The organism is Streptomyces sp. NPDC036813 (assembly GCF_055609245.1).
In genome coordinates, this window is the sequence record NZ_JBVJPV010000001.1 from 159,153 (window position 1) to 181,574 (window position 22,422).

Annotated in this window: 14 protein-coding genes and 2 pseudogenes; 8 read left to right on the top strand and 8 right to left on the bottom strand. The window is 73.9% G+C overall.

The window, feature by feature from the left end; genetic code table 11:
* Nucleotides 1-83: 83 nt before the first annotated feature.
* Together ACZ67Q_RS00625 and ACZ67Q_RS00630 are read left to right on the top strand one after the other, a co-directional pair.
* Nucleotides 84-1,406, top strand: a complete 1,323-nt coding sequence (locus ACZ67Q_RS00625) for a M14 family zinc carboxypeptidase (protein WP_471174715.1) — start codon at nucleotides 84-86, stop codon at nucleotides 1,404-1,406.
* Complete coding sequence (locus tag ACZ67Q_RS00630) at nucleotides 1,403-1,810, top strand: SSI family serine proteinase inhibitor (RefSeq protein ID WP_471174717.1); 408 nt, start codon at nucleotides 1,403-1,405, stop codon at nucleotides 1,808-1,810. The genes ACZ67Q_RS00625 and ACZ67Q_RS00630 overlap by 4 nt, the downstream gene beginning before the upstream one ends.
* A 146-nt stretch (nucleotides 1,811-1,956) precedes the next feature.
* Here ACZ67Q_RS00630 and ACZ67Q_RS00635 read toward each other — a convergent pair whose 3' ends face one another.
* The 3 genes from ACZ67Q_RS00635 to glgX form a co-directional block, all read right to left on the bottom strand.
* Nucleotides 1,957-3,207, bottom strand: coding sequence for a M14 family zinc carboxypeptidase (locus ACZ67Q_RS00635; protein WP_471174719.1), 1,251 nt, complete (start codon nucleotides 3,205-3,207; stop codon nucleotides 1,957-1,959).
* Between the two features lie 107 nt (nucleotides 3,208-3,314).
* On the bottom strand, nucleotides 3,315-5,666 hold the full coding sequence (gene treY / locus ACZ67Q_RS00640; RefSeq protein WP_471174720.1) for a malto-oligosyltrehalose synthase: 2,352 nt from the start codon (nucleotides 5,664-5,666) through the stop codon (nucleotides 3,315-3,317).
* A gap of 173 nt (nucleotides 5,667-5,839) precedes the next feature.
* Complete coding sequence (gene glgX, locus ACZ67Q_RS00645; RefSeq protein WP_471174722.1) at nucleotides 5,840-7,951, bottom strand: glycogen debranching protein GlgX; 2,112 nt, start codon at nucleotides 7,949-7,951, stop codon at nucleotides 5,840-5,842.
* A gap of 374 nt (nucleotides 7,952-8,325) precedes the next feature.
* Here glgX and ACZ67Q_RS00650 point away from each other — a divergent pair, with 374 nt between their 5' ends.
* Together ACZ67Q_RS00650 and ACZ67Q_RS00655 are read left to right on the top strand one after the other, a co-directional pair.
* Nucleotides 8,326-9,594, top strand: a complete 1,269-nt coding sequence (locus ACZ67Q_RS00650) for an SAV2148 family HEPN domain-containing protein (protein ID WP_471174724.1) — start codon at nucleotides 8,326-8,328, stop codon at nucleotides 9,592-9,594.
* 107 nt (nucleotides 9,595-9,701) lie between these two features.
* The gene (locus tag ACZ67Q_RS00655) at nucleotides 9,702-10,424 is read left to right on the top strand and encodes an exonuclease domain-containing protein (protein ID WP_471174726.1); all 723 of its coding nucleotides are present in this window, start codon (nucleotides 9,702-9,704) and stop codon (nucleotides 10,422-10,424) included.
* Nucleotides 10,425-10,639: 215 nt separating this feature from the next.
* Here ACZ67Q_RS00655 and ACZ67Q_RS00660 read toward each other — a convergent pair whose 3' ends face one another.
* Nucleotides 10,640-11,635, bottom strand: a complete 996-nt coding sequence (locus ACZ67Q_RS00660) for a DMT family transporter (protein ID WP_471175962.1) — start codon at nucleotides 11,633-11,635, stop codon at nucleotides 10,640-10,642.
* 94 nt (nucleotides 11,636-11,729) lie between these two features.
* Here ACZ67Q_RS00660 and ACZ67Q_RS00665 point away from each other — a divergent pair.
* A pseudogene (locus ACZ67Q_RS00665) lies at nucleotides 11,730-12,632 on the top strand (LysR family transcriptional regulator); the annotation flags it as partial.
* A 276-nt stretch (nucleotides 12,633-12,908) separates the two neighbouring features.
* On the opposite strand, the gene ACZ67Q_RS00670 reads toward ACZ67Q_RS00665, so the two are convergent.
* Together ACZ67Q_RS00670 and ACZ67Q_RS00675 are read right to left on the bottom strand one after the other, a co-directional pair.
* Nucleotides 12,909-13,649, bottom strand: a complete 741-nt coding sequence (locus ACZ67Q_RS00670) for a hypothetical protein (RefSeq protein ID WP_471174728.1) — start codon at nucleotides 13,647-13,649, stop codon at nucleotides 12,909-12,911.
* Nucleotides 13,646-13,831 (bottom strand): hypothetical protein, encoded by a 186-nt coding sequence (locus ACZ67Q_RS00675; protein WP_471174730.1) that lies wholly within the window; start codon nucleotides 13,829-13,831, stop codon nucleotides 13,646-13,648. The genes ACZ67Q_RS00670 and ACZ67Q_RS00675 overlap by 4 nt, the downstream gene beginning before the upstream one ends.
* 75 nt (nucleotides 13,832-13,906) lie before the next feature.
* Between ACZ67Q_RS00675 and ACZ67Q_RS00680 the strand changes: the two genes are divergently transcribed.
* Nucleotides 13,907-17,428, top strand: a complete 3,522-nt coding sequence (locus tag ACZ67Q_RS00680; protein ID WP_471174732.1) for a CHAT domain-containing tetratricopeptide repeat protein — start codon at nucleotides 13,907-13,909, stop codon at nucleotides 17,426-17,428.
* Between the two features lie 30 nt (nucleotides 17,429-17,458).
* Here ACZ67Q_RS00680 and ACZ67Q_RS00685 read toward each other — a convergent pair whose 3' ends face one another.
* Nucleotides 17,459-18,319, bottom strand: coding sequence for a phosphotransferase enzyme family protein (locus ACZ67Q_RS00685; protein WP_471174734.1), 861 nt, complete (start codon nucleotides 18,317-18,319; stop codon nucleotides 17,459-17,461).
* A gap of 95 nt (nucleotides 18,320-18,414) precedes the next feature.
* On the opposite strand from ACZ67Q_RS00685, the gene ACZ67Q_RS00690 reads away from it, so the two are divergent.
* Both ACZ67Q_RS00690 and mgt read left to right on the top strand, forming a co-directional pair.
* On the top strand, nucleotides 18,415-18,687 hold the full coding sequence (locus ACZ67Q_RS00690) for a hypothetical protein (RefSeq protein ID WP_471174736.1): 273 nt from the start codon (nucleotides 18,415-18,417) through the stop codon (nucleotides 18,685-18,687).
* Nucleotides 18,660-19,900 (top strand): annotated as a pseudogene (gene mgt / locus ACZ67Q_RS00695) (macrolide-inactivating glycosyltransferase). The gene ACZ67Q_RS00690 and the pseudogene mgt overlap by 28 nt, the downstream one beginning before the upstream one ends.
* Before the next feature lie 156 nt (nucleotides 19,901-20,056).
* On the opposite strand, the gene ACZ67Q_RS00700 reads toward mgt, so the two are convergent.
* Nucleotides 20,057-22,306 (bottom strand): MMPL family transporter, encoded by a 2,250-nt coding sequence (locus ACZ67Q_RS00700; RefSeq protein WP_471174738.1) that lies wholly within the window; start codon nucleotides 22,304-22,306, stop codon nucleotides 20,057-20,059.
* Nucleotides 22,307-22,422: the final 116 nt, after the last annotated feature.

The window sequence follows — 22,422 nt, forward strand, 5'->3', positions numbered from 1 at the left end:
TGTGCGTACACCATGGACACCAGGTGAACCGTCGGTACCGCACGTGGAGGTGTGTCCTGCCGCCGCTCCTCCGCTACCCCGGCGTGGACGAGCTGGCCGCCCGCGCCGTCGCGCTGGCCGCCCGCCGCCCCCGGGACATCCGGCTGCGCCAGGCCGGCACCTCCCGCGCGGGCCGGCCGCTGTGGCTGCTCTCCGTCGGCCACGGCAGCCGTCAGGCCCTCGTGGTCGCCGGACCGCACGCCAACGAGCCCGTCGGCGGCGCCACCGCGCTGCGCCTCGCCGAACGCGCGCTCACCGACCCGAGCCTCACCGAAGGCGCGGACGCCACCTGGAACCTGCTGCTCTGCCTCGACCCCGACGGGCTCAGCCGCAACGAGGGCTGGCTGTCCGGCCCGTACACGCTCGGCCGCTACTTCCGGCACTTCTTCCGCCCGGGCTTCCTGGAGCAGCCCGAGTGGCTGCCGGACGGCGCGCAGGCCGCCGCGCTGCCGGAGACGCGGGCGCTGCTCCGTCTCCAGGACGAGCTGAAACCTTTCTTCCAGGCGTCCCTGCACGGCGTCGACGTCGGCGGCGGCTTCGTCGAGGTGACCCACGAGCTGCCCGGTCTCGACCTGCGGCTCGCCCACGCCGCCGCCCGCCTCGGCGTGCCCCGCGAACTCGGCCCCTACGACACCCTGTACTGGCCGAGCCTCGGCCCGGCCGTCTACCGCATCCCGCCGCCCCGCCCGAGCGGTCTGGCCGCCGCGATCACGGAGGCGGCCGTGCAGTCCACCTGGTTCCACCCCTACCGGTACGGCACCGTCACCGCGATCGTCGAGGCGCCCATGTGGGGTGTGCCCGCCGTCGAGGACGGCTCCCCGCCCGCCGACGCCGACGCGGCACTGCGCGCGGTCAGCGCCACGCTGCGGCGCGAGACGCGGCTCCTGGAGCGCCTCCTCGCCCGGATCCGGCCGCACGTGACGGGCACGGCCGACGCGGCGCGGCTGCTCGCCCCGGTGGACGACTACTTACTCGTCTGCCCCGGTCTGGCCGACGCCTGGGACCCCGACTCGGCCGTCCCCGACCGTCCCCTGCCGCCGCTGAGCACCGCCCATCTGACCGCCCTGAGCATCGCCGGGCGGCGGCTCGTCCTGCGCACCGCCGGGCTGCTGCACCGGCTGGTCCGCGAGAGCGGGCGCGACCCGGCGGACGCCCTGCCCGAACTGGACCGCTTCATCGACGCCGGCTGCGCCGACTACCACGACGAGTGCGGCGCGCGCTGGATCCCGGTCGCCCGCCAGGCGGAGTACCAGGCCGGTGTGGTGCTCGCCGCGTTCGGGCTGGCCGCCGAACACGCGTCCGCGCGCTCCCGTTCGGGTGAGCCGGGCTGGTGTTCCGGCCGCGCCGTGCCGATGCACCGGGAATGACGCACCTGACACGATCGGTGGTGGCCGGGCTCCTCACGGCGGCCGCCGTCCTGACCGCGACCACCCCCGCCGACGCCCTGCGCACGCGGCACGGCGACTGGCTCCGGATCACCGTCAGCCGCGGCGAGGACCGGGCCGGCGACGCCCGGGGCGCCCTGCTGCGCTGCGACCCGCCCCAGGGCCACCCGCGCGCGGCGGAGGCCTGCGCGCAGCTGGCCGCCGTGGACGGCGACATCGGCGCCTTCCCGGCGGCGAAAGGGGCCGTCTGCACCATGATCTACGCCCCGGTGACCGCCGAGGCGCGCGGCCGCTGGCACGGTCGCCCGGTCGCCTACCGGCAGACCTTCGCCAACCGCTGCGAGATGCGGGCCCGGACGGGGGCGGTGTTCGCGCTCGACAGGTGACCGGGCGGTGTTCACCGCTCGCCGGGTGACCGAGCGGTGTTCACCGGTCGACAGGTGACCGGGGCGGTGCCGGCGGTCGGCGGGTGACCGCCGTGTGCGGGCACGCGCGTGTCCTTCGGGCGCCACGCGCGTGCCTTCCCGCCGGTTCAGTCCGCCTGTCCCCGGGCCTGCTGGGCCGCCGTGACGACCGTGCGGGACTGGTGTTCCATCTGGTCGCGCAGCGGGACCCAGCGGGCGTGGAAGCGGCGGGCGAAGTTCTCGCTCCAGTACGCCACGAGCCGCTCCAGGCGCGGTGCCGCGAGGTCGTCGCCGTCGCGCAGCACCCGCAGCAGCATCGCCGCCGCCCGCAGGGGCAGCCGTCGCGCGAACGCGTCGACGCTGCCGACGTACGCCATCGTCGTGTCGGCCGGCGAGGTGCGCACCCAGTCCTCGGCCAGCCCCGGCACCAGGGCCAGCGTCCACCGGGCCGCCCGCAGCAGGGGACCGTCCTGACCCGCGAGCCGCGACTGCGCCTCTGCGAGCACCTCCTCCACGAGCAGCGCGTCGCCGCGCAGCCGGTGCGCGAGCCGGCTCAGCGCGGCGGCCGGCGCCGGGTGCGGCGCCGGGTCACCGACCAGGTCGCTCGCCCACATCGGCACCTCGACGATCGCGGTCAGCCCGCCGTACCGGTGGGCGTGGTACCAGGTGCTGTGCCGGGCGTCGTCCGGCATGCTCGGGTACGCCGCGCCCGCCCCCGGCGCGGGCATCACGTGCACGCCCGGCCCCGAGGCGGGCCAGCCCGCCGCGTCCGAGGCGCCCGCCTCCACCGGTATGTGCAGTTCCGCCGCGGACTTCGCGAACGGCTCGGCGAGCCCGGGGATGTCCTTCGTCAGCTGCACCCAGGTGCCGCCCAGGTCGGTGCCGTGCAGAGTGACCTGAAGGTAGGGGCGCACCTCGTCGATCACCGAGGTCAGCGCGCGGGTCTCCGGCGGCAGCCGGTCCGGCGGCAGCACGGACGGGGACCACTCGGGCTGCTCGTCCCCGGCGGGCCGGAAGAATCCGAGGTGGTAGTCGAACAGGCTGCGCGGCGCAGGGGTGACGTGCAGGCTCGCCCCGTCCGGGTCCGCGCACAGCAGGAAGTGCCAGGAGACACCGTCCCGCAGGGATCTGTCCTCTGCCACCCGTTCGGAGAGGAAGCGCAGAGTGGCGCCGCCGGTCGGCTCGTTCGCGTGGGCGCCCGCGACGACGAGGACGGCGCGCCGGGCGTGGCCCACGGACAGCAGGTGCAGCGGCCGGCCCGCCCGGGAGACGCCCACCTGGCGCAGCGCGCACAGGCCGGGCCGCTCCGCGGCCAGCGCCCGTGCGGACGCCTCCAGTTCGGGAACGCTGGGGTAGCGCAGCTCCGGCAGGAGACTCACCCCCGACTCGTCGTCCCGGCCTCGCCCTGGCAGTACCCCACGGACGCGTGCCCCTGTCAAGGAGCCGGGAGCGGCCGTAGTACGGCCGTGACGGCGGCCTCACGGATTCACTCCCGGACCCGCTCCAGCAGCGCCACCGGCAGCTGCCCGAACAGCTCCGCCACGCGCGCGTGCCCCTCGTACTCCCGCTCCGGATCCAGCGTGTCCACCCACCGCCCGGGCGGCAGCGCCAGCACCGTCTCCCGCCAGCCGCAGGCCTGGTCCAGCCGCAGCGACAACCGGGTCACGGCCGTGATCACCTGCCCCGAGCGGGCGAACGCCACACAGTGGTCCGCCGCCGGCCCGTCCGCCGGCAGCGCCTCGTACGTCGCCGACGTGCCGAAGACCTCCGGCCGCCGCCGGCGCAGCCGCAGCGCGGCCGCGGTCACCGCGGCCTTGACGCCCGGGTCCGCCGGCGGGAAGGCCGCCGGGCGCCGGTTGTCGGGATCGACCAGCGCCCGGTACTCCGCCTCGGTGCCCTGGTAGACGTCCGGCACGCCCGGCATGGTCAGCTGGACCAGCGCGGTGCCCAGCACGTTCGCCCGGATGTACTGCTCCAGCTCCGCGCGGAGGGCGGCCACCCGCTCACCCGGCACCCCGCACGGGCCCTCCGTCACGAACGCCGCCACCGCCTCCTCGTACGGCGGCTCCTGCTCCGTCCAGCTCGTGTACAGGCCCGCCTCCCGTACGTGCTTCAGCAGGGCCTCCCGCACCCGCCCGGGGTCGGCCGGGCCGAGCCCGAACACCGTCTGCCAGGCCGCCCACGCCAGTTGCCCGTCCGGTACGCCCTCCTCCACGCGCGTGACGCCGTCGAGCAGTTCCACCCAGCGCTCCGGGCACTCGGTGAGGACCGCGAGGGCCGCGCGGACGTCGGCGCTGCGCTTGGTGTCGTGCGTGGAGACCACCGTCCCGGTGGCCGGCCAGTCGCGCTGGAGGCGCGCGCAGTAGCCGTGGAAGTCCCGCGGGGACACCGCCGGGGCCTCGGGTTCGCCGCCCACCTCGGTCGCCGACAGCAGCGGCACGTACCGGTAGAACGCCGTGTCCTCCACCGACTTGGCGCGCAGCGCGGACGCCGTCTGCGCGAACCGGGTGCGCAGCTCGACCTTGTCGGGGTCGTCGCCGTACCGTCCGAGCAGCAGGTCGCGCACGACGTCGACCGCGCCGGCCTCCTCGGGCACGAGGAACGCCTGCCGGGCCTGCGCGGCCGCCCCCTCGGTGAGCACCTTCGCCGCGTCGTCCGTGGTGTACGGCCGGTACACCTCCAGCCGCACGAGCAGCTCCTGCAGCGCCGTGCGCAGCGCCCACGGGGCGCGGTCGCGCAGCGCCGGGTCGCCGGAGCCCGCGCAGACGCGGTGCGCGACCCGGGTGAGACGGTCGACCTCGGTGGCCAGCTCGTGGGTGAGGACGCCGTAGGCCGCCCGGCGGGCCGTCGCAGCCCAGTCACCGCCCCGGTCGGTCTGCGGGGCCGCGAACCGCCGGTAGGCCGCGGTGAGGTCCGCGGCGCCCGCCGGGTCAGCGAACAGGCCGTCGATGTGGCGCAGGGCGTCGTAGCCGGTGGTGCCGGCGACGGGCCAGGACGCCGGCAGGTGCTCGCCGTCGGAGAGGATCTTCTCCACGACCGTCCAGCGGCCCCCGCTCGTCTCGTGCAGCCGCCGCAGGTAGGCGCCGGGATCGGCGAGCCCGTCCGGGTGGTCGACGCGCAGCCCGTCGAGGACGCCCTGCTCGAGCAGCTCGAGGATCTTGGCGTGGGTGGCGTCGAAGACCTCCGGGTCCTCCACGCGCACCCCGATCAGCTCGGAGATGCTGAAGAACCGCCGGTAGTTCAGCTCGGTGCGGGCCAGCCGCCACCACACCGGGCGGTACCACTGGGCGTCCAGCAGCTGCGGCAGCGGCAGGTCCTCGGTGCCCTCGCGGAGCGGGAAGAGGTGGTCGTGGTAGCGCAGCAGGTCGCCGTCGACACGCAGGTCCGCGATCACGTCCCCCAGGGGGCCGCCCAGCACGGGCAGCAGCAGCTGCCCGCCCTGAGCCTCCCAGTCGATGTCGAACCAGCGCGCGTACGGCGACTTCGGCCCCTCCCTCAGGACCTCCCACAGGGCACGGTTGTGGCGCGGGGCCATGGCCATGTGGTTCGGCACGATGTCCGCGATCAGTCCGAGGCCGTGCTCCCGCGCGGTGCGGGCGAGCGCGCGCAGCCCCTCCTCGCCGCCCAGCTCGTCGCGTACGCGCGCGTGGTCCACCACGTCGTAGCCGTGCGCGGAGCCGGGCACCGCCTGCAGCACGGGTGACAGATGCAGATGGGAGACGCCGAGCGAGGCCAGGTACGGCACGGCTGCCGCCGCGGCGGCGAACGGGAACGCGGGCTGCAGCTGCAGCCGGTAGGTGGCCGTCGGCACGGAAGGGGCGTTTCGCTCGGGTGTCATGGAAACGTACGTACCCGCCCCGCCGCCTTTCGTGTCACCGGCTCATCCACCTGCACGCGCGCGTGGCCGGATGGGGGCCGCCGGGCCGGGCACCACGGCGGCAGCCGTCACCGCCTGCCGTGGCGCCCCTCCCGGCGCGTGTGCCTCACTGACCCCGCCACGCCTCGGCAGCGTCAGGCAGGTCGCCTCAGGACCGTCATGCTGCGGTCGATCAAAGTCAGCTTCTCCCCCGCCTGCACCTTCGGGCCGGTGTCCGGCGGGATGCCCTCCGGCAGGGCGGTGTCGACGACGACCTGCCACTGCCGGCCGTGGTCGACCGGCACCACGAAGTCCAGCGGCTTCGCAGAGGCGTTGAACAGCAGCAGGAACGAGTCGTCCGTGATGCGCTCGCCGCGCGGCCCCGGCTCCGAGATCGCGTTGCCGTTGAGGAACACCGCGAGTGCCGAGGCCGTCGAGGATTCCCAGTCCCGCTGGGTCATCTCCCGGCCCTCGGGGGTGAACCAGGCGATGTCGGAGAGATCGTCGTGGGTGCCCTCCACGGGACGTCCGTGGAAGAAGCGGCGCCGCCTGAGGACCGGGTGGTCGCGGCGCAGCCACACCATCGCGCGGGTGAAGTCGAGCATCGGGTGCCCGCCGTCCTCGGGCCAGTGCACCCACGCCAGGTCGCTGTCCTGGCAGTACGCGTTGTTGTTGCCCTTCTGGGTGCGCGCGAACTCGTCCCCGTGGCTGATCATGGGCACGCCCTGGGACAGCATGAGCGTGGCGATGAAGTTGCGCATCTGCCGCGCGCGCAGCCGCAGCACGTCCGCGTCGTCGGTCTCGCCCTCGACCCCGCAGTTCCAGGACCGGTTGTGGCTCTCGCCGTCGCGGTTGTCCTCGCCGTTGGCCTGGTTGTGCTTGTCGTTGTACGACACCATGTCGTGCAGCGTGAAGCCGTCGTGGCAGGTCACGAAGTTGATCGAGGCCAGCGGCCGGCGCCCGTCGTCCTGGTAGAGGTCGGAGGACCCGGTCAGCCGGGAGGCGAACTCCGCCAGGGTGCGCGGCTCGCCCCGCCACAGGTCGCGGACGGTGTCGCGGTACTTGCCGTTCCACTCGGTCCACAGCGGCGGGAAGTTCCCCACCTGGTAGCCGCCCTCGCCCACGTCCCACGGCTCGGCGATCAGCTTCACCTGGGAGACCACCGGGTCCTGCTGGACCAGGTCGAAGAACGACGACAGCCGGTCCACCTCGTGGAACTGCCGGGCCAGGGTCGCCGCGAGATCGAAGCGGAACCCGTCGACGTGCATCTCCGTCACCCAGTACCGCAGCGAGTCCATGATCAGCTGCAGCACGTGCGGGGACCGCATGAGCAACGAGTTCCCGGTACCGGTGGTGTCCATGTAGTAGCGCGGATCGTCCGCGAGCCGGTAGTACTGCGGGTTGTCGAGGCCCTTGAAGGACAGCGTCGGCCCCAGGTGGTTGCCCTCGGCGGTGTGGTTGTAGACGACGTCGAGGATCACCTCGATCCCGGCCTCGTGCAGCGCGCGCACCGCCGACTTGAACTCCAGCACCTGCTGCCCGCGGTCGCCCCAGGAGGCGTAGGCGTTGTGCGGGGCGAAGAAGCCGATCGTGTTGTAGCCCCAGTAGTTGTTCAGACCCATGTCGACCAGCCGGTGATCGTTGACGAACTGGTGCACCGGCATCAGCTCCAGCGCGGTCACGCCCAGCTCCACCAGGTGATCGATGATCACGGGGTGGGCGAGCGCCGCGTAGGTGCCGCGCAGCTCCTCCGGCAGCCCGGGGTGCCGCATGGTCAGCCCCTTGACGTGGGCCTCGTAGATCACCGTGTGGTGGTACTCGGTGTGCGGACTGCGGTCGTCGCCCCAGTCGAAGTACGGGTTGACCACCACCGACGTCATCGTGTGGGGCGCCGAGTCCAGGTCGTTGCGCTTGTCGGGGGCGTCGAAATGGTAGCCGTACACCTCCTCGCCCCAGTTGATCGAGCCGCTGATCGCACGTGCGTACGGGTCGAGGAGCAGCTTCGCCGAGTTGCACCGCAGCCCGCGCTCGGGCGCGTACGGACCGTGCACCCGGTAGCCGTAACGCTGTCCGGGCATCACGCCCGGCACGTACGCGTGCCGGACGAACGCGTCGCTCTCGCGCAGCTCGATCGCTGTCTCTGAGCCGTCGTCGTGCAGCAGACACAGCTCTACTCGGTCCGCGGCCTCCGAGAAGACCGCGAAATTCGTTCCGGCGCCGTCATAGGTGGCGCCGAGTGGATACGCCTCGCCAGGCCAGACCTGCATGGATACGACTCTTTCAGGTGTACGGCGCCTGAGGGAGCGCCTTGCCAGCGAGTCTCCCGCAAAGTGCGGGAACCACCTGTGATGTACGTCCTTTTTGCCGGATGATCGGGGCAAAACGTCGATTGTGCGCCAAATGGTGCACGAGGGGGTGCTGGGGTGCGTGGGGCGGCCGGGCGGCGGTGTGGTCGGCGTGACTGGGGAACCTCTGTGCGAAGGTGACCGGGTGTCGTTCCGTGCTATGAATCCGCTCACTCCGTGCACCCGCCGGGGCGGAACGGCCCCGGGAATCGGCGCAGTTGGGAAGCCACCCTGCCCATCGGGCTGCACCGCCGGGGGCTCGCGGAGTACCCTTCCTTGATCGTTGGGAGCGGGGAGTGCTCGGGGGAGCGGAAGGCGGTGCGCGGGTGGGCTCGGGAGAGCTGGAGCTACCCCCTGGTGACGAGGGTCGTGAGGGGGACTCCGCAGAGGTCCCGCCCGGAGCGGTGTCGCTGGCCAGGCCCATGCAGACGGGCGCCATCGGACCCGAGCTGGACTGGGACGCCGACGCCTGGCGCGAGGTGCGCACCCGTGCCCAGCGGGCCGGCCGGGCCTACATCTGGCTGAACCTCGTCGAACAGCGGCTGCGCGCCGTCGTGGCCGCCGTGCTGCGGCCCGTCTACGAGCCCGTCCACGGCGACGACTGGGTGGTCGCCGCCGCCGGGCCCGCCGGACAGGAGTGGGTGCAGCGCGCGGCGGCCGTCCGCGAGGTCAGCCGCCGCAAGGGCTATCTGCTGGATCCGGCCGACGACAACGTCATCAGCTTCCTGACGCTGCCGCAGCTGCGTGAGCTGATGGTGCAGCACTGGCCCTGCTTCGAGCCGTACTTCGACGACCGCCGTGACGTGGAGCTGGCCCTGGACGAGCTGGAGGTGACCCGCAACGTCGTCTCCCGCAACCGTGCCCTGTCCGAGGCGGTCCTCGGCCAGGCCGAGCGGGCCTCCGCGCGGCTGCTGGAGATGCTCGGGACCGGCGGCGACGTGCCCTCCGCGCGCCGGCTGCCCGTCGACGCCGTCGAGGACCTCGTCGGCGACCGGTACGCGGACGTGGTCGCCGTGCACCCCGACCGGGTGCGGCTCATGCGCCAGTTCCCGGCCGAGGACATCTTCGGCCATGCCCGACGGCTCGACGCCATCGGCATCGGCCTCAACCTGCTCGTGCAGAACTTCTCCGGCCGCCGCCTGGTGCGCCTCGCCGAGGCCGGCGCCCGGATCCGCCTGCTGTTCCTGAACCCGGCCTCCAGCGCCGTGAAGCGGCGCGAGCGGGAACTGGGCATGAAGCGGGGCGAGCTGAGCCGCGCGGTCGAGATGAACATCCTGCACATGCGCCGGGTCCGCGCCCGGCTGCGCGACCCCGGCGCCTTCGAGATCCAGGTCTACGACGACACCCCGCGCTTCACCGCCTACCTCGTCGACGGGGACGGCGCGGACGGCATCGCCGTCGTGCAGTCCTATCTGCGCCGGGCGCGGGGCATGGAGGCGCCCGTGCTGGTGCTGCGCGGCGGCAACCGGGTGGTGAAGTCGGAGGGCGTCGAGGACGGCGGGCTCTTCTCCACCTATCGCGAGGAGTTCGAGATGGCTTGGGCGGATTCGCGCCCCGTGTCCTGAAGTGTCCCCCGGTCGGGGCCGGGTGAGGCGGCCGCCGGTCGATTGTCAGTGGGCCGTGCGATGGTGGAGTCCACTGGGGGACAGCACCACCGAGAAGGGGGGCCGCCATGGCCTGGCACCGCGAGCTGCTCATCGGCTTCGACCTGGAAACCACCGGCACGGATCCGTGTGAGGCGCGCATCGTCACGGGCGCCGTCATCGAGGTCAGGGCGGGGCAGGTGCTCGGGCAGCGGGAATGGCTCGCGGATCCCGGCGTGGAGATCCCGGCGGACGCGGTGGCGGTGCACGGCATCAGCAACGAGCGCGCGGCGGCCGAGGGCAGGCCGGCCGACCAGGTGGCCGACGCGATCGCGGACGTCCTGGCCGGGTACTGGAAGACGGGCGTCCCGGTCGTCGCCTACAACGCCGCCTTCGACCTCACCCTGCTCTCCGCCGAACTGCAGCGGCACGGCCTGCCGTCCCTGCGCGACCGGCTCGGCGGACAGGACCCGGCGCCGGTCGTCGACCCGTACACCATCGACCGCTGGGCCGATCGCTACCGCCGCGGCAAGCGCAACCTCGAAGCCGTCTGCGCGGAGTACGGCGTCCCGCTCGACGCCGCGCACGACGCCTGCGCCGACGCCCTCGCCGCGGCCCGCCTGGCCGGTGCGATAGCCGACCGCCACCCCAAGATCGCGGCCCTGGGCCCGGCGGAACTGCACCACCGCCAGGTCGACTGGTACGCGGAGTGGGCGGCGGACTTCCAGGCCTTCCTGCGCCGCAAGGGGGAGACGGGCGCGGTGGTGGACGGCACATGGCCCGTGCGGGAGGTGGCGGGGGAGCGGGTGTGACGCACCGCGGGGGCAACCGGACCGCCTCGGCCCTGAGCTGATCGGACGTCACCTTCGCCCCGTGGGCGGCGCGTCCGCTGCCGGTCGGCGTCGGAGCCCGGAGCCGGCTTCCGGTCGGCGTCGGTGCCCGCCGGGAGGCCGCGGTCAGGTCCCGGTCGGCGTCGGTGCCCGCCGGGAGGCTGCCGTCAGGTCCCGGTCGGCGTCGGAGGCCGGCGTCAGCTGCCGGTCGGCGTCGGTGCCCGCCGGGAGGCTGCCGTCAGCTCCCCGGCGGCATCGGCGCCCGCCGGGAGTGTCTCGTCCGCCCGCTCACCGGCGCGGGCGGAGGCCGTGCGGTGGCCCCGCTCCACCGCCTGCCCCCAGTACGTCCCCGCGACCATCAGCGCCGCGCCCAGTCCCGTGAGCGCCGTGAGGTGCTCGCCGCCGAGCGCGACGCCGACCACCGCGGCCCACACGGGCTCCGTGCCCAGCAGCAGGCTGGCCCGGCTGGCCGAGGTGCGCTGCACCGCCCAGGTCTGCGCGAGGAAGGCGAACACGCTGCAGAACAGGGCGAGGTAGACCAACTGCGTCCAGGGGGCGGCCGGGGCGCGGACCAGGTCCGGCAGCCCGGCGGCGGTGACGGGGAGGAACAGCGCCGTGCCGACGGCCGTCTGCACCGTCGTCAGATGCAGCGGACGTACGGCCCGGCGCGCGGTGAGCCGGCCGACGAGGGCCACGTGCACCGCCCGCACCCCGGCGGCGGCCAGCATCAGCAGGTCACCGAGGCGGGGCGCGTGGAAGCCGTTGCCGGCCATCAGCAGCCCGACGGCGAGCACGCACACACCGGCGGCGGCGTAGAAGGAGCCGGGCAGTCCGCCCGGGTGGCCGGAGCGGTCGAGAAGGGGGGTGAGGACGATGGTGAGGCTGATGATCAGCCCCGCGTTGGCGGCCGTGGTGTGGGCGACGCCGTAGGTCTCCACCACCAGCACCGCGGCCTGGGTGACACCGAGCGGCAGCCCGGCACGCCACTCCTCGCGGCGCGGTCGCAGCGGCCCGCCGCGCCCGGCGATCAGGACGAGGCAGGCCAGGCACGCCACGAAGGAGAGCGCGTAGCGAGCGAAGAGGACGGACAGGACGGGCAGCGCGGCCGTGGCCGTCTGGGCGGAGAGATAGCTGGAGCCCCAGACGAGTGCGACCAGGAGGAGTACCGCATCGGTACGGCGGGCGTCGGACACCCGCCCACCGTGCACCGAGGCGACCATGAAGCCCAGCACCAGTTCCTTCAACGATCTTTTAGCAGCCCTACAGAATGGCCCCTACACTGCGGGAATGGACGAACGGCAGCTGCGGATCCTGCGCGAGCTGGGGGAACTGGGCAGCGTCAGCGCGGTGGCCGAGGCGCTGCTGGTGACTCCGTCGGCGATCTCCCAGCAGCTCCGGCTGCTGCAGCGCACGATGCCGGTGCCGCTGACCGAGCGGCAGGGCCGTCGGCTCGTGCTCACCGACGCGGGGCAGGCGCTGGCGGCCGCGGCCGTCGACGTGGAGACGGCGCTTGCGCGGGCCCGGCACGCCGTGGAGGACTTCGTGGGGCAGGCCGACGGAGAGGTGTCGGTGGCCGCGTTCCACAGCGCGGGCTCCGCCTTCTTCCCGCTGCTGCTGCGGGCCCTCGCCGCCCCCGGCGGCCCCAGGCTCGCACTCTCCGACGAGGACGTGCCGCAGGAGGACTTCCCCCGGCTGACCCGCCTCTACGACCTGGTGCTCGCTCACCGCCTGGACCACGCCCCGCCCTGGCCGGGCACGGTCGCCGCTACGACGCTGCTGCGCGAGCCGCTCGACGTGGCGCTGCCCGCCGGGCACCCGCTCGCCGGCAAACGGCGGCTGAGCCCGCGGGACGTGGCCGACGAGCCGTGGATCACGGTGCACGACGGTTTTCCGGTGCTGGCGACGATCGAGGCGATCGCCGCGGCGGCCGGACGCCGGCTGCGTCTCGCGCACCGCATCAACGAGTTCGCGGTGGTCGCCGAGGCCGTCGCCGCCGGGGGCGGCATCGCGCTGATGCCGCGCTGGACCATGCGGCCCCACCCGGATCTGGTCCTGCGGCCGCTCAGCGGGGTGCAGGCCCGCCGTCACATCGACGTGCTGTGCCGCCCGGAACGCACGGCGAGAGCGGCGGTCCGCGCCGTCCTGGCCGAACTGCGCCGCGCCGCCCGCGCGATCAGACAGCGCGACGCGGGAGAAGGCGGCGCCCACGCCCGCGACGCGGAGGGACGCGGCGCTGACGCGCGCGACGCGGGAGAAAGCGGCGCCGGCGCGCGCGACGCGGGAGGACGCGATGCTGACGCGCGCGACGCGGGAGGACGCGGCGCCGGAAAGAGGGATGCGGGAGAAGGCGACGCCGGATAGCCGGAGGCGGGGAAGGCGACGCCGGCAAGGCGGAACGCCGGTGAACGTGACGTCCACGAGCGGGACGCCGAGCGGGCCTGGGGCCCGCCGCCCGACAGTCACCGCTCAACGCGGCACGGCGGCGGGGTGGAGTCCGGTGGGTGGCACGGAGGCCCGCGCGGACCTGGCTGGCTGCGCGGGTGGGTCCTCGTGGGTCGCGGTCAGGAACAGCACCGCGCCGAGCGTCACGACCACGAAGGCCGCCAGGGTGTGCACCCGCGCCCGGCGCACAGCGTTGCGCACCGCCCAGGCGTGGATCAGCGTGAGCAGCCGCTGCTGGAGCGCCCGGGCCTGTTCCGCGTTGGCGCGGGCGTCGGCAAGGCCCTGTTGGAGCACCCGCGTGCGGTCCGCGTCCCGTTCACGGGCCAGCCGTACCGCAAGCTCGGCGGCGATCTTCTCGTGCAGCCGGCGTCCGGCGGCCAGCTCGTCCAGGGAGGCGTAAGGGCCGTAGTAGGCGGACGGATCGCGGGCGACGGCCTCGCGCAGACCGGCCATGCCGGGGGTGCGGAGATCGGCGAGCGTGGCCAGACGCGGCGTCAGCGCCTCGCCGGTCTGCCAGATGGCCCAGCCGATGCCGAGCACGGCCAGCGCGAGCCCGCCGAACGCCGCGGCGGCGTCCGCCCAGCCGTGGATGCGGCCGACGGCCACCAGCGGGCCGCCGCCCAGCAGCAGCGCGCCGACGGCCGCCGTGGCCGCGATCGTCCAGCGGGCCGTGGCCCGCAGATCGGCCACCGCATCCGCGGGATTCGTGGCTGCGGGGTCGGCGGCCGGCCCGGCGGCGACCGGGTCGGGTACCGGCGAGGTCACCGGTCGTCCTGCTCGGCGTCGTCACCGCGGAACACCACTGAGTGGTGGAACGTCTCGCCTTCGGTCAGCCGGAGATAGGGCGTCCACTCGGTGCCGTCCCAGTACTGCAGTTCACCGTCCTCCGACAGCCGCACGGCACCCGCTTGCGGGGCGGGCGGATCGACGTCGTCCGGATTGCTCATGCGTCAGAGTATGTCTGAACGGCGGGCCGCCATGGGTAAACCGTCACCGGATCGCGCAGACCCAGCGGAGGCAGTGTGACCGACGACGACGTCCGACTCGCCCGGTACCAGGAGGCGTTGCTGTACGCCCACGGGCAACTCGCCCAGGGGCGCCTGGCGGAGACGAAGCGGTTGCTGCTCACCCTGGAGACCGTCTCGGAACAGGTGGCCGACGCGGACGCGCGGTTCCTGCTCTACCGGTTGCTCGGCCAGGTGGCGCGGACCGAGGGGCGGCCGGCGGAGGCACTCGCGTACTACGAGAAGTGCCGGCAGGCCGCCACGACGGAGGCGACCCGCAGCGGTGCCCTGGAGGGGCTCGCCCTCACAGCGGTGGCGTCGGGGGACTTGGGGCGGGCCGTCGGCTGGTTCGAGGAGGCGGCCCGGGCCGCCCGGAACGCCGGCGATGCCATGGGTTACGCGATGGTCCTGCAGAACCACGCCACGGCCCTGATCCGGCACTCTCGCGACGGTGCCGAGGAGTTGCTGCGCGCGGCGCTGGAGGTGGAGGAACTCACCGACGCCCAGCGCGGCATCGTCACCGACAACCTCGCCCGTGAGCTCGACCGGCAGGGCCACTGGGACGAGGCCGCGCGGCACACCGAGGAGGCGGCGCGGCTGCTGGCCGCCGCGGGCGCCGAACACGGCGCGTACCGGGCCTGGCTGAACCTGGCGGACCTGCACCGTGCCGCCGGTGACGAGGCCGCCGCCGGCGTCGCGTTCACCCGCGCCCACGACCTGGGCGTACGGCTGCACGCCCGGATCGACGAGGAACACTACGGTGCCGGGTACGACGAGCGGGTCCGGGCCATCGAGGCCCGTACGGCGCAGGTGCTGCGCGAGCGGTACGCCGCCGAGCCCGGTGTGGGCGAGGCGGAGATCGCGCTGGACATCGGTCTGCACGCGGCTGCGGGCAGGGACCTCGCCGACGAGGCCGAACGGCGCTTCGAGGAAGGCGACTTGGCGGGCGCGGAGGAGCTGCTGCACCGCGCCGAGACGCACTGGGCCCACCTTCAGGCACTGCACATCATGCCGCGGGTGTGGAATCTGCGCGGAATCATCCTGTTGTACGCGGGCGCCCACGACCGCGCTCACGAGGTGCTCGTGCGGTCGCGGGAGGTGACGCACGGCCTCGGCGACGCGTTCCGGGAGAGCATCGCGCTGCGCCATCTGGCCATCGCAGTGCACCGGTTCGGCATCGGTGAGGAGGACGAGCTCGCGCTCCTGCTGCGGGCGCGAGCGCTCAGCCGTTTCTCCCTGCGCAGGCGTCTCGGCGCGGCCGCCTCCACCCTGCCCGAGGAAGCGCCCGGAGACGACTTCGGGGTGCACGACGGCCGGCTGGCGCAGATCTGCATGGGCTACGGCGCCTATGAGTTGGCCCGTACCTACAGCGAACTCAGCATCGCGGCCGCCGGGTCCGACGACGGACCCTCGGCCTACCGGCTGGCGGCACGGCTGACCGTACGGCTGTACCTGGCCGAGATGACCGGGCGGGACGAGGAGGCCGCCGAGACGGTCGAACGGCTCACCACGCTCGCCGCTCGCCACCCCTCACCCCAGACGGTCATGGTGGCGTCCCTGGCGGTCGGCGCGTACCGCTTCCGCCGGGGCGAACGCAGCCCGGAGCTGCTCGACCGGCTGACGGCGGCGTGCGACGCCCACGAGGAGGTGCGCCGGCGGGCCCTGGACCTCGGACCGCTGCCCGACTTCCACACGCTCACCACCCCGCCCTATCCGGAAGCGGTGGAGGTCGCGCTGGCGATCGGCCAGGTCGAGCAGGCCTTCGCCCTGGCGGAGCGGGACCGGAGTCGTTCACTGCTGGACGCGGTGCGGCATGGACTCATGGACGCCCCGGCCCACCCCGCCTCCACCGACCCCGCCTCCGCCGGCCATGCCGCCACGGACCAGGTCTCCGCCGGCTCTGTCGCCGACGACCTGCTCGTCCGCGAACAGGAGCTGTGGCGCCGCCAGCGCCGGCTGCGCGAGGAGTTGTCGCTGTGGCAGCAGGGCGAGCGGCCGGACGAGCGGATCCGCCGGCTGTACGCGGTGGAGGACGAGCTGGGCGCGGTTCGCGCCGAACTGGCCGCTCTGGGGGACCGGTTGGCGGACACGCGCCCCGAGGTGCGCCGCCACCGGATGGCCGAGCCCATCACGGCACGCGAGGCGGCGCGTCTGCTCGCCAGCTCCGGGGCGACGGCCCTGGTGGAGCTGTGGAGCGGGGATGAGGTGCTCCACGCGTTCGTGATCGTGCCCGGCCGCACCGAACCGGCACTGGTGACCGTGGGCCGGCACGACGCCCTGGGACTTCGGGACGGAGCCGACCGGATGCGGGCACTGCGCACCGCCCGCAACCGCAGGGACCGGCAACGCGCCCTCGGTTCCCTGCTGGTGGGCCCCCTGCACGCGGCCCTCCGCTCGGTCGTCGACGGCGCCGCACACCCAAAGGACCCGGCGGGCTCGGTCCTCGTCGTGCCCCATGGCCCGCTGCACGGTGTACCGATGCACCTGTCGCCCGATCCTGTCGCCGCCCGCAGCCGCCCGCCGTTGCGTTACCTGCCGTCGGCGTCGCTGCTGCGCTCGTCCGGCGGTGCCTGGCACCGGGACGGCACGGTCGTGGTGGGCGGCTTCCCCGGCGCGGGGCGCGCCGACGGCAGCCCGGAGCTGGTGTTCTGCCGCAGTGAGTGCGCCGAGGTCGCCCACCGGCTGGGCGGCACCGCGCGGGTCGGCCACGCAGTCACCGGTGAGTGGCTTCAGGAGACCGTCACCGCCGCGGAGCGGCTGTCCCTGGTGCATCTGGCGTGCCACGCGACGTTCGACGAGCGGCGCCCCGAGCGCAGTGGCCTGCTGCTCGCCGGCGGCTCCGGTTCCGCCGGCGGCGAGGTGGTGACGGTGGACGAGCTCGCCGCTCTGGACTGGTCGGGCGCGCTCGTCACCCTCAGCGCCTGCGGCAGCGGCCGTCACCGGGTGCGGCGCGGTGACGAGCTGACCGGCCTCGGGCACGCCCTGCTGTCCGCCGGTGCGCGCGGGCTGATCGTCAGCCAGTGGCCGGTGCTCGACCACGAGACGGCGGTGCTGATGTCCCTGTTCTACGAGGGCTTGGCCGCCGAGCCCGGTTGGAACGCCGGGGTGGTCGCGGACGCGCTGGCCCGCGCCCAGCGGCGTATGGCGGCCATGACGGCGGCCGACCTGGTCGACTGGGCCTGCTCCCGGCTGGAGACGCCGCAGCGCCCCGCCGCGGCCGACGATCTGAGCTGCGAGATGCTGCGGCTGGCCCACCGGCTGGCGGGCACGGCCGACGTGGACGTCCCGCCCACCGACGTGGACGTCCCGCCCACCGACGTGGACGTCCCGCCCACCGACGTGGACGTCCCGCCCACCGACGTGGACGTCCCGCCCACCGACGCGGACGTCCCGCCCGTCGATGTGTCCGCCGTCCGCGCCGGGGGGCCGCCCCTCGACACCGACCGGCACCGCCGCCTCGCCGCCGCCGGGGGCGGCTACCGCTTTCCGGTGTTCGCCGACGCGGCCGGCTGGGGCGCGTTCGTGTTCTACGGCACCTGATCCGTCAGCGTCGCGCGCGGCCGCGAGCGCTCAGAACGGGAACCACCGCACCGTCGCGTCGCCCTCCCGCAGTGACGCCACCCGGCGGCGGAACTCGGCGAGGGCCTTGGGATTGCTCGGCGTGTGCTGGGCGACCCAGGCGCAACTGGCCGTCTCCCGCGCGCCGCGCAGCACCGCGCAGCCCTCCCACTCCCGTACGTCCCAGCCGTAGGCGGCGGTGAAGGCGTCGTAGGCGTCGGCGGGCAGGCCGTAGCGGTCGCGGGAGAGGGACATGACCACGAGGTCGTGCTCGCGCAGGTCGGCGGAGAAGGTCTCCAGGTCGACCAGGACGGGGCCGTCGGGGCCGATGTGGACGTTGCGGGGCAGGGCGTCGCCGTGGATCGGACCGGGCGGCAGGTGCGGGGTGAGCGCGGCCGCCGCCGCGGCGAAGCCGTCACGACGCTCGCGCAGATAGTCCGCGTCGGCCGGGTCGATGGCGTCGCCCGCGAGCCGCAGCCAGCGCTCCACCCCGCCCAGCAGCTCCCGTCGCGGCAGCGCGAAGGAGGGCGCGGGCAGGGCGTGCACGATCCGCAGCAGTGCGGCCAGGTCACCGGGTTCGGCGGGCCGTACCGCGTCCGGCAGCCGGTGCCACACGGTGACCGGGTGCCCCTCGGCCAGCAGCGGCTCCCGCTCGGCGGCGCGGACGGCCGGGACGTCCGCGTCCGCCAGCCACAGCGCGATGTCCAGTTCGCGGCGCGCGCGGTCCAGCAGTTCGGCGTCGCGGCCCACCTTGACGACCAGGTCACCGGCGGCGAACACCGCGTTCTCGCCCAGGGCGAGCAGCCGCGCGTCACCGGCCCGGGGCAGCACCTTCGCCGCCGCCAGTACCTCCCGCGCCCGCGCCTCGTCCATCGTCCGCCTCCGTGTCCCGTTCCCGAACCGTGTGTGCGTCAGTCTCGCATTCGCACAGGTCGGGCCCGGGGTGCGGCCTTCGACGGCGACGCGGGGTGACTGTCAAGCAGTTCCTGCTCGCGCTCGGCGGCCTCGCCCTGCTGCTGAACCAGGACCTGGCGCTGCGCGACCTCGCCCGGGCGCCGGCGATCGTGCCGTGGGCCATGCCGGAGGTCTCCGCACTGCGGCGCCGCCCGGAACACGGACGGCGATCCGGTCCTGGCCCGCTACCAGCGCTGACCGCTGCGCCGAGGCGGACGGTCCCCCTTTCCGGTCGACCGGACCGCGCCCGCGAAAAGACTTGGACGAGACGTCTCGTCTCGTATTAGGGTGCTGCGCATGACCAGTCGCGCCCACATCGCCATGTTCTCCATCGCCGCCCACGGCCATGTGAACCCCAGCCTCGAGGTGATCCGGGAGCTCGTCGCACGCGGGCACCGGGTCACGTACGCCATCCCGCCGGTCTTCGCGCACAAGGTCGCCGAGACCGGCGCCGAACCAAGACTCTGGAACTCCACCCTGCCCTCGCCCGACGACGACCCGTCGGCGTGGGGCGACACCCTGCTGGACAACGTCGAACCGTTCCTGAACGACGCCATCCAGGCCCTGCCGCAGCTGATCGAGGCCTACCGGGGCGACGAACCGGACCTCGTGCTGCACGACATCGCCTCCTACCCGGCCCGCGTCCTCGCCCACCGCTGGGGCGTCCCCGCTGTCTCCCTGTCGCCGAGCCTCGTCGCCTGGGAGGGCTACGAGCAGGAGGTCGCCGAGCCGATGTGGGCGGAGCCCAGGAAGACGCCGCGCGGCCGGGCGTACTACGCCCGCTTCCACACCTGGCTGGAGGAGAACGGCATCACGCAGCACCCCGACGACTTCGCCGGGCGGCCCGCCCGCTCCCTGGTGCTCATCCCGAAGGCGCTGCAGCCGCACGCCGACCGGGTCGACGAGCGCGTGTACACCTTCGTCGGCGCGTGCCAGGGCGAGCGCACCGCACAGGGCACATGGCAGCGGCCCGCCGGCGCCGAGAAGGTGGCGCTGGTGTCGCTGGGTTCCGCCTTCACCAGGCAGCCCGCGTTCTACCGGGAGTGCGTCCGCGCCTTCGGTGACCTGCCCGGCTGGCACACGGTGCTGCAGATCGGCAAGCACGTCGACCCCGCCGAGCTGGGCGACGTACCGCCGAGCGTGGAAGTCCGGGACTGGGTGCCACAGTTGGCGATCCTGAAGGAGGCCGACCTGTTCGTCACCCACGCCGGGGCGGGCGGCAGCCAGGAGGGGCTGGCCACCGGTACGCCGATGATCGCCGTACCCCAGGCGGCGGATCAGTTCGGCAACGCCGAGATGCTCCAGCAGCTCGGTGTGGCACGGCGGTTGGCGACCGAGGAGGCGACCGCCGAGGCGCTGCGCGAGGCCGCGCTCGCGCTGGTCGGCGACGCGGAGGTGGCCCGGCGGCTGAAGGAGATCCGGGCCGGCATGGCCCAGGAGGGCGGCACCCGGCGGGCGGCCGACCTGATCGAGGCCGAGCTTTCCGCGCGCTGCCACTGAGGACGACGGAGAAGGGCCCGCCGGTCACGCCGTACGCGTGCGAGGGCCGCCGGTCGGTCGTACAGGTGCGAGGGCCCATCGGTCACGCGGTACGCGTGCGAGGGCCCGCCGGTCACCAGGTGATGACCGGCGGGCCCTCGTGCTGCCGCGGGGGTGTCACACCCGCAGCGGCTCGCCCTCACCCCGCGCCGGCTCGGCCGCGATGGCCTCCGGCGCCTCGTCGTGGGTCAGGTCCGGCAGCCGGTGCAGCCACTTCGGCAGGTACCAGTTGCGCTCGCCCAGCAGCGCCATCACCGCCGGCAGCAGCACGCCCCGGATGACGGTCGCGTCGATGAGGACGGCGGCCGCCAGGCCCACACCCATCTGCTTCATCGACTGCATCGACAGTGTGCCGAAGATCGCGAAGACGGCGACCATGATGACCGCGGCGCTGGTGACCACGCCCGCCGTGGTGACCACGCCGTGGGTGATGGCGTCCTTCGTCGACCGGCCGCGCAGCCGCGCCTCGCGGATCCGGGAGACGACGAAGACGTGGTAGTCCATCGACAGCCCGAAGAGGATCACGAACAGGAACAGCGGCAGCCAGGTGACGATCGCGCCGACGCCCTCCGCGCCGACCAGGGACGCACCCCAGCCGTGCTGGAAGACCGCGACGAGGATGCCGTACGCGGCGCCCACCGACAGCAGGTTCAGCAGGATCGACGTGATGGCGATGGTCAGCGAGCGGAACGACAGCAGCATCAGCGCGAAGGCGAACACCACCACGAAGGCGAAGACCGGGACGACCGAGCCGACGAGCTGGTCGTTGAAGTCGTGCGAGCCCGCGACCTGACCGGTGATCGGCGCCTCGACGCCCGCCACCTTGCCCAGCGTCGCCGGCCGCACGTCGTCGCGCAGCTTCTCCAGACTGGCCCCCGCCTTGTCCTGGTCGGAGCCGCCCACCAGCGGGACGAAGACGAAGGCGACGTTCTGCTTCTCGTGGACCCTGATGTCGACCGGGCCGCGCGAGGCGCCCGAGGAGATCGCCCGGTCACGGAAGTCGGCCAGTGCCGCCTTCACCTCGGGGGCGTCGATGTCCTTGGCCTTCACGACCACCTGGGCCGGCTCCGAGCCGCCCGGGAAGGCGTCGTTGACCCGGTTGTAGGTCTGCACGATGGGCAGCGAGTCGCCGAACTCCTGGTCCAGGGTCAGCTGTTGCGTCTTCATGCCGAGCGCGGGCGCCGCCACCGCGAGCAGCGCGCCGAGCGCGACCACCACGGACACCGCGGGCCGGGCCAGGACGCCCTTGAGGACGGCCGACCAGAACCGGCTCTCCCCGTTGCCCTTGCGCCGACGACGGCCCAGGAACGGCAGCCGGCCCTTGTCGACCCGCTCGCCCAGCAGCGACAGCAGCGCCGGCAGCACGGTCACCGAGCCGACCATGGCGACGGCCACCACCATCAGCGAGGCCAGGCCCATCCCCTCGAAGGTGGCGAGCCCGGTGAACAGCATGCCCGCCATCGCCACGCACACCGTCACGCCGGAGACCACGATCGCCCGGCCACTGGTCGCGGCGGCGATCCTGAGGGCCGTGCGCGGGTCCCGTCCGGCCGCCCGCTCCTCACGCTCCCGGCGCAGATAGAACAGGCAGTAGTCCACGCCGACCGCCATACCGACCAGCAGCATCACGGAGTTGGCGGTGTCGCTCATCGGCTGCACATGGCTGACGATGCCCATCAGGCCCATCGTCGCCATGATCGCGGTGATCGCCAGCGCCACCGGCAGCAGCGCCGCCACCAGCGCGCCGAAGGCGATGAGCAGGATGCCGAGCGCGACCGGCACCGCCGAGTACTCGGCCTTCTTGAAGTCGTCCCCGAACGCGTCGCTGAACGTCTTCCTCATGCTCGCGCCGCCGATCTCCTCGATCCGCAGCGTCCCGGCGTGCTCCTTCTGCACCCCCTCGACCGCCTTCAGCACCGGCTCCACCCGGTCGCCCGCGGTCTCCGCGTCCCCGCGCATGTCGAACTGCACCAGCGCGCTGTGCCGGTCCTTGGAGATCGTGTGCGTCGTGTACGGCGACGTCACGTCCGTGACCTGGCCGGTGCCGTCGACGGCCTTGACGACGGCGTCGACGGCGGACCTGAACTCCGCGTCGGTCGCCTGCAGCCGCCCGTCCTTCGCCTGGACGAGGACGGTCTCGCTCGCCGGCTCCTTGATGCCCGCGTCCTTGATGATCTGCGCCGCGGTGTGCGTCTCACCCTTCAGCTGGTCGCTGTCGTCGACGTCGACCCGGCCCGCCGCGGACCCCACCCCCATCGCCAGGACGACGAACAGCACCCAGATGCCGACCGCCGCCCACCGGTGCCGGGCGCTCCAGCCGCCCGCCCGGGCGGCGAGCCCCCGCACCCGCGATTCTCCTCTGTCCATGACGGGCCTGCCCCCTTGTGCACGGTGGCGGCCCCCTGCCGCCACCTTTCACTGAGACGGTAGGGGCCGGACAAGGCCATCTCGTCGTGCTGCCCGGTGAGCCGCGTCCGCCCCCC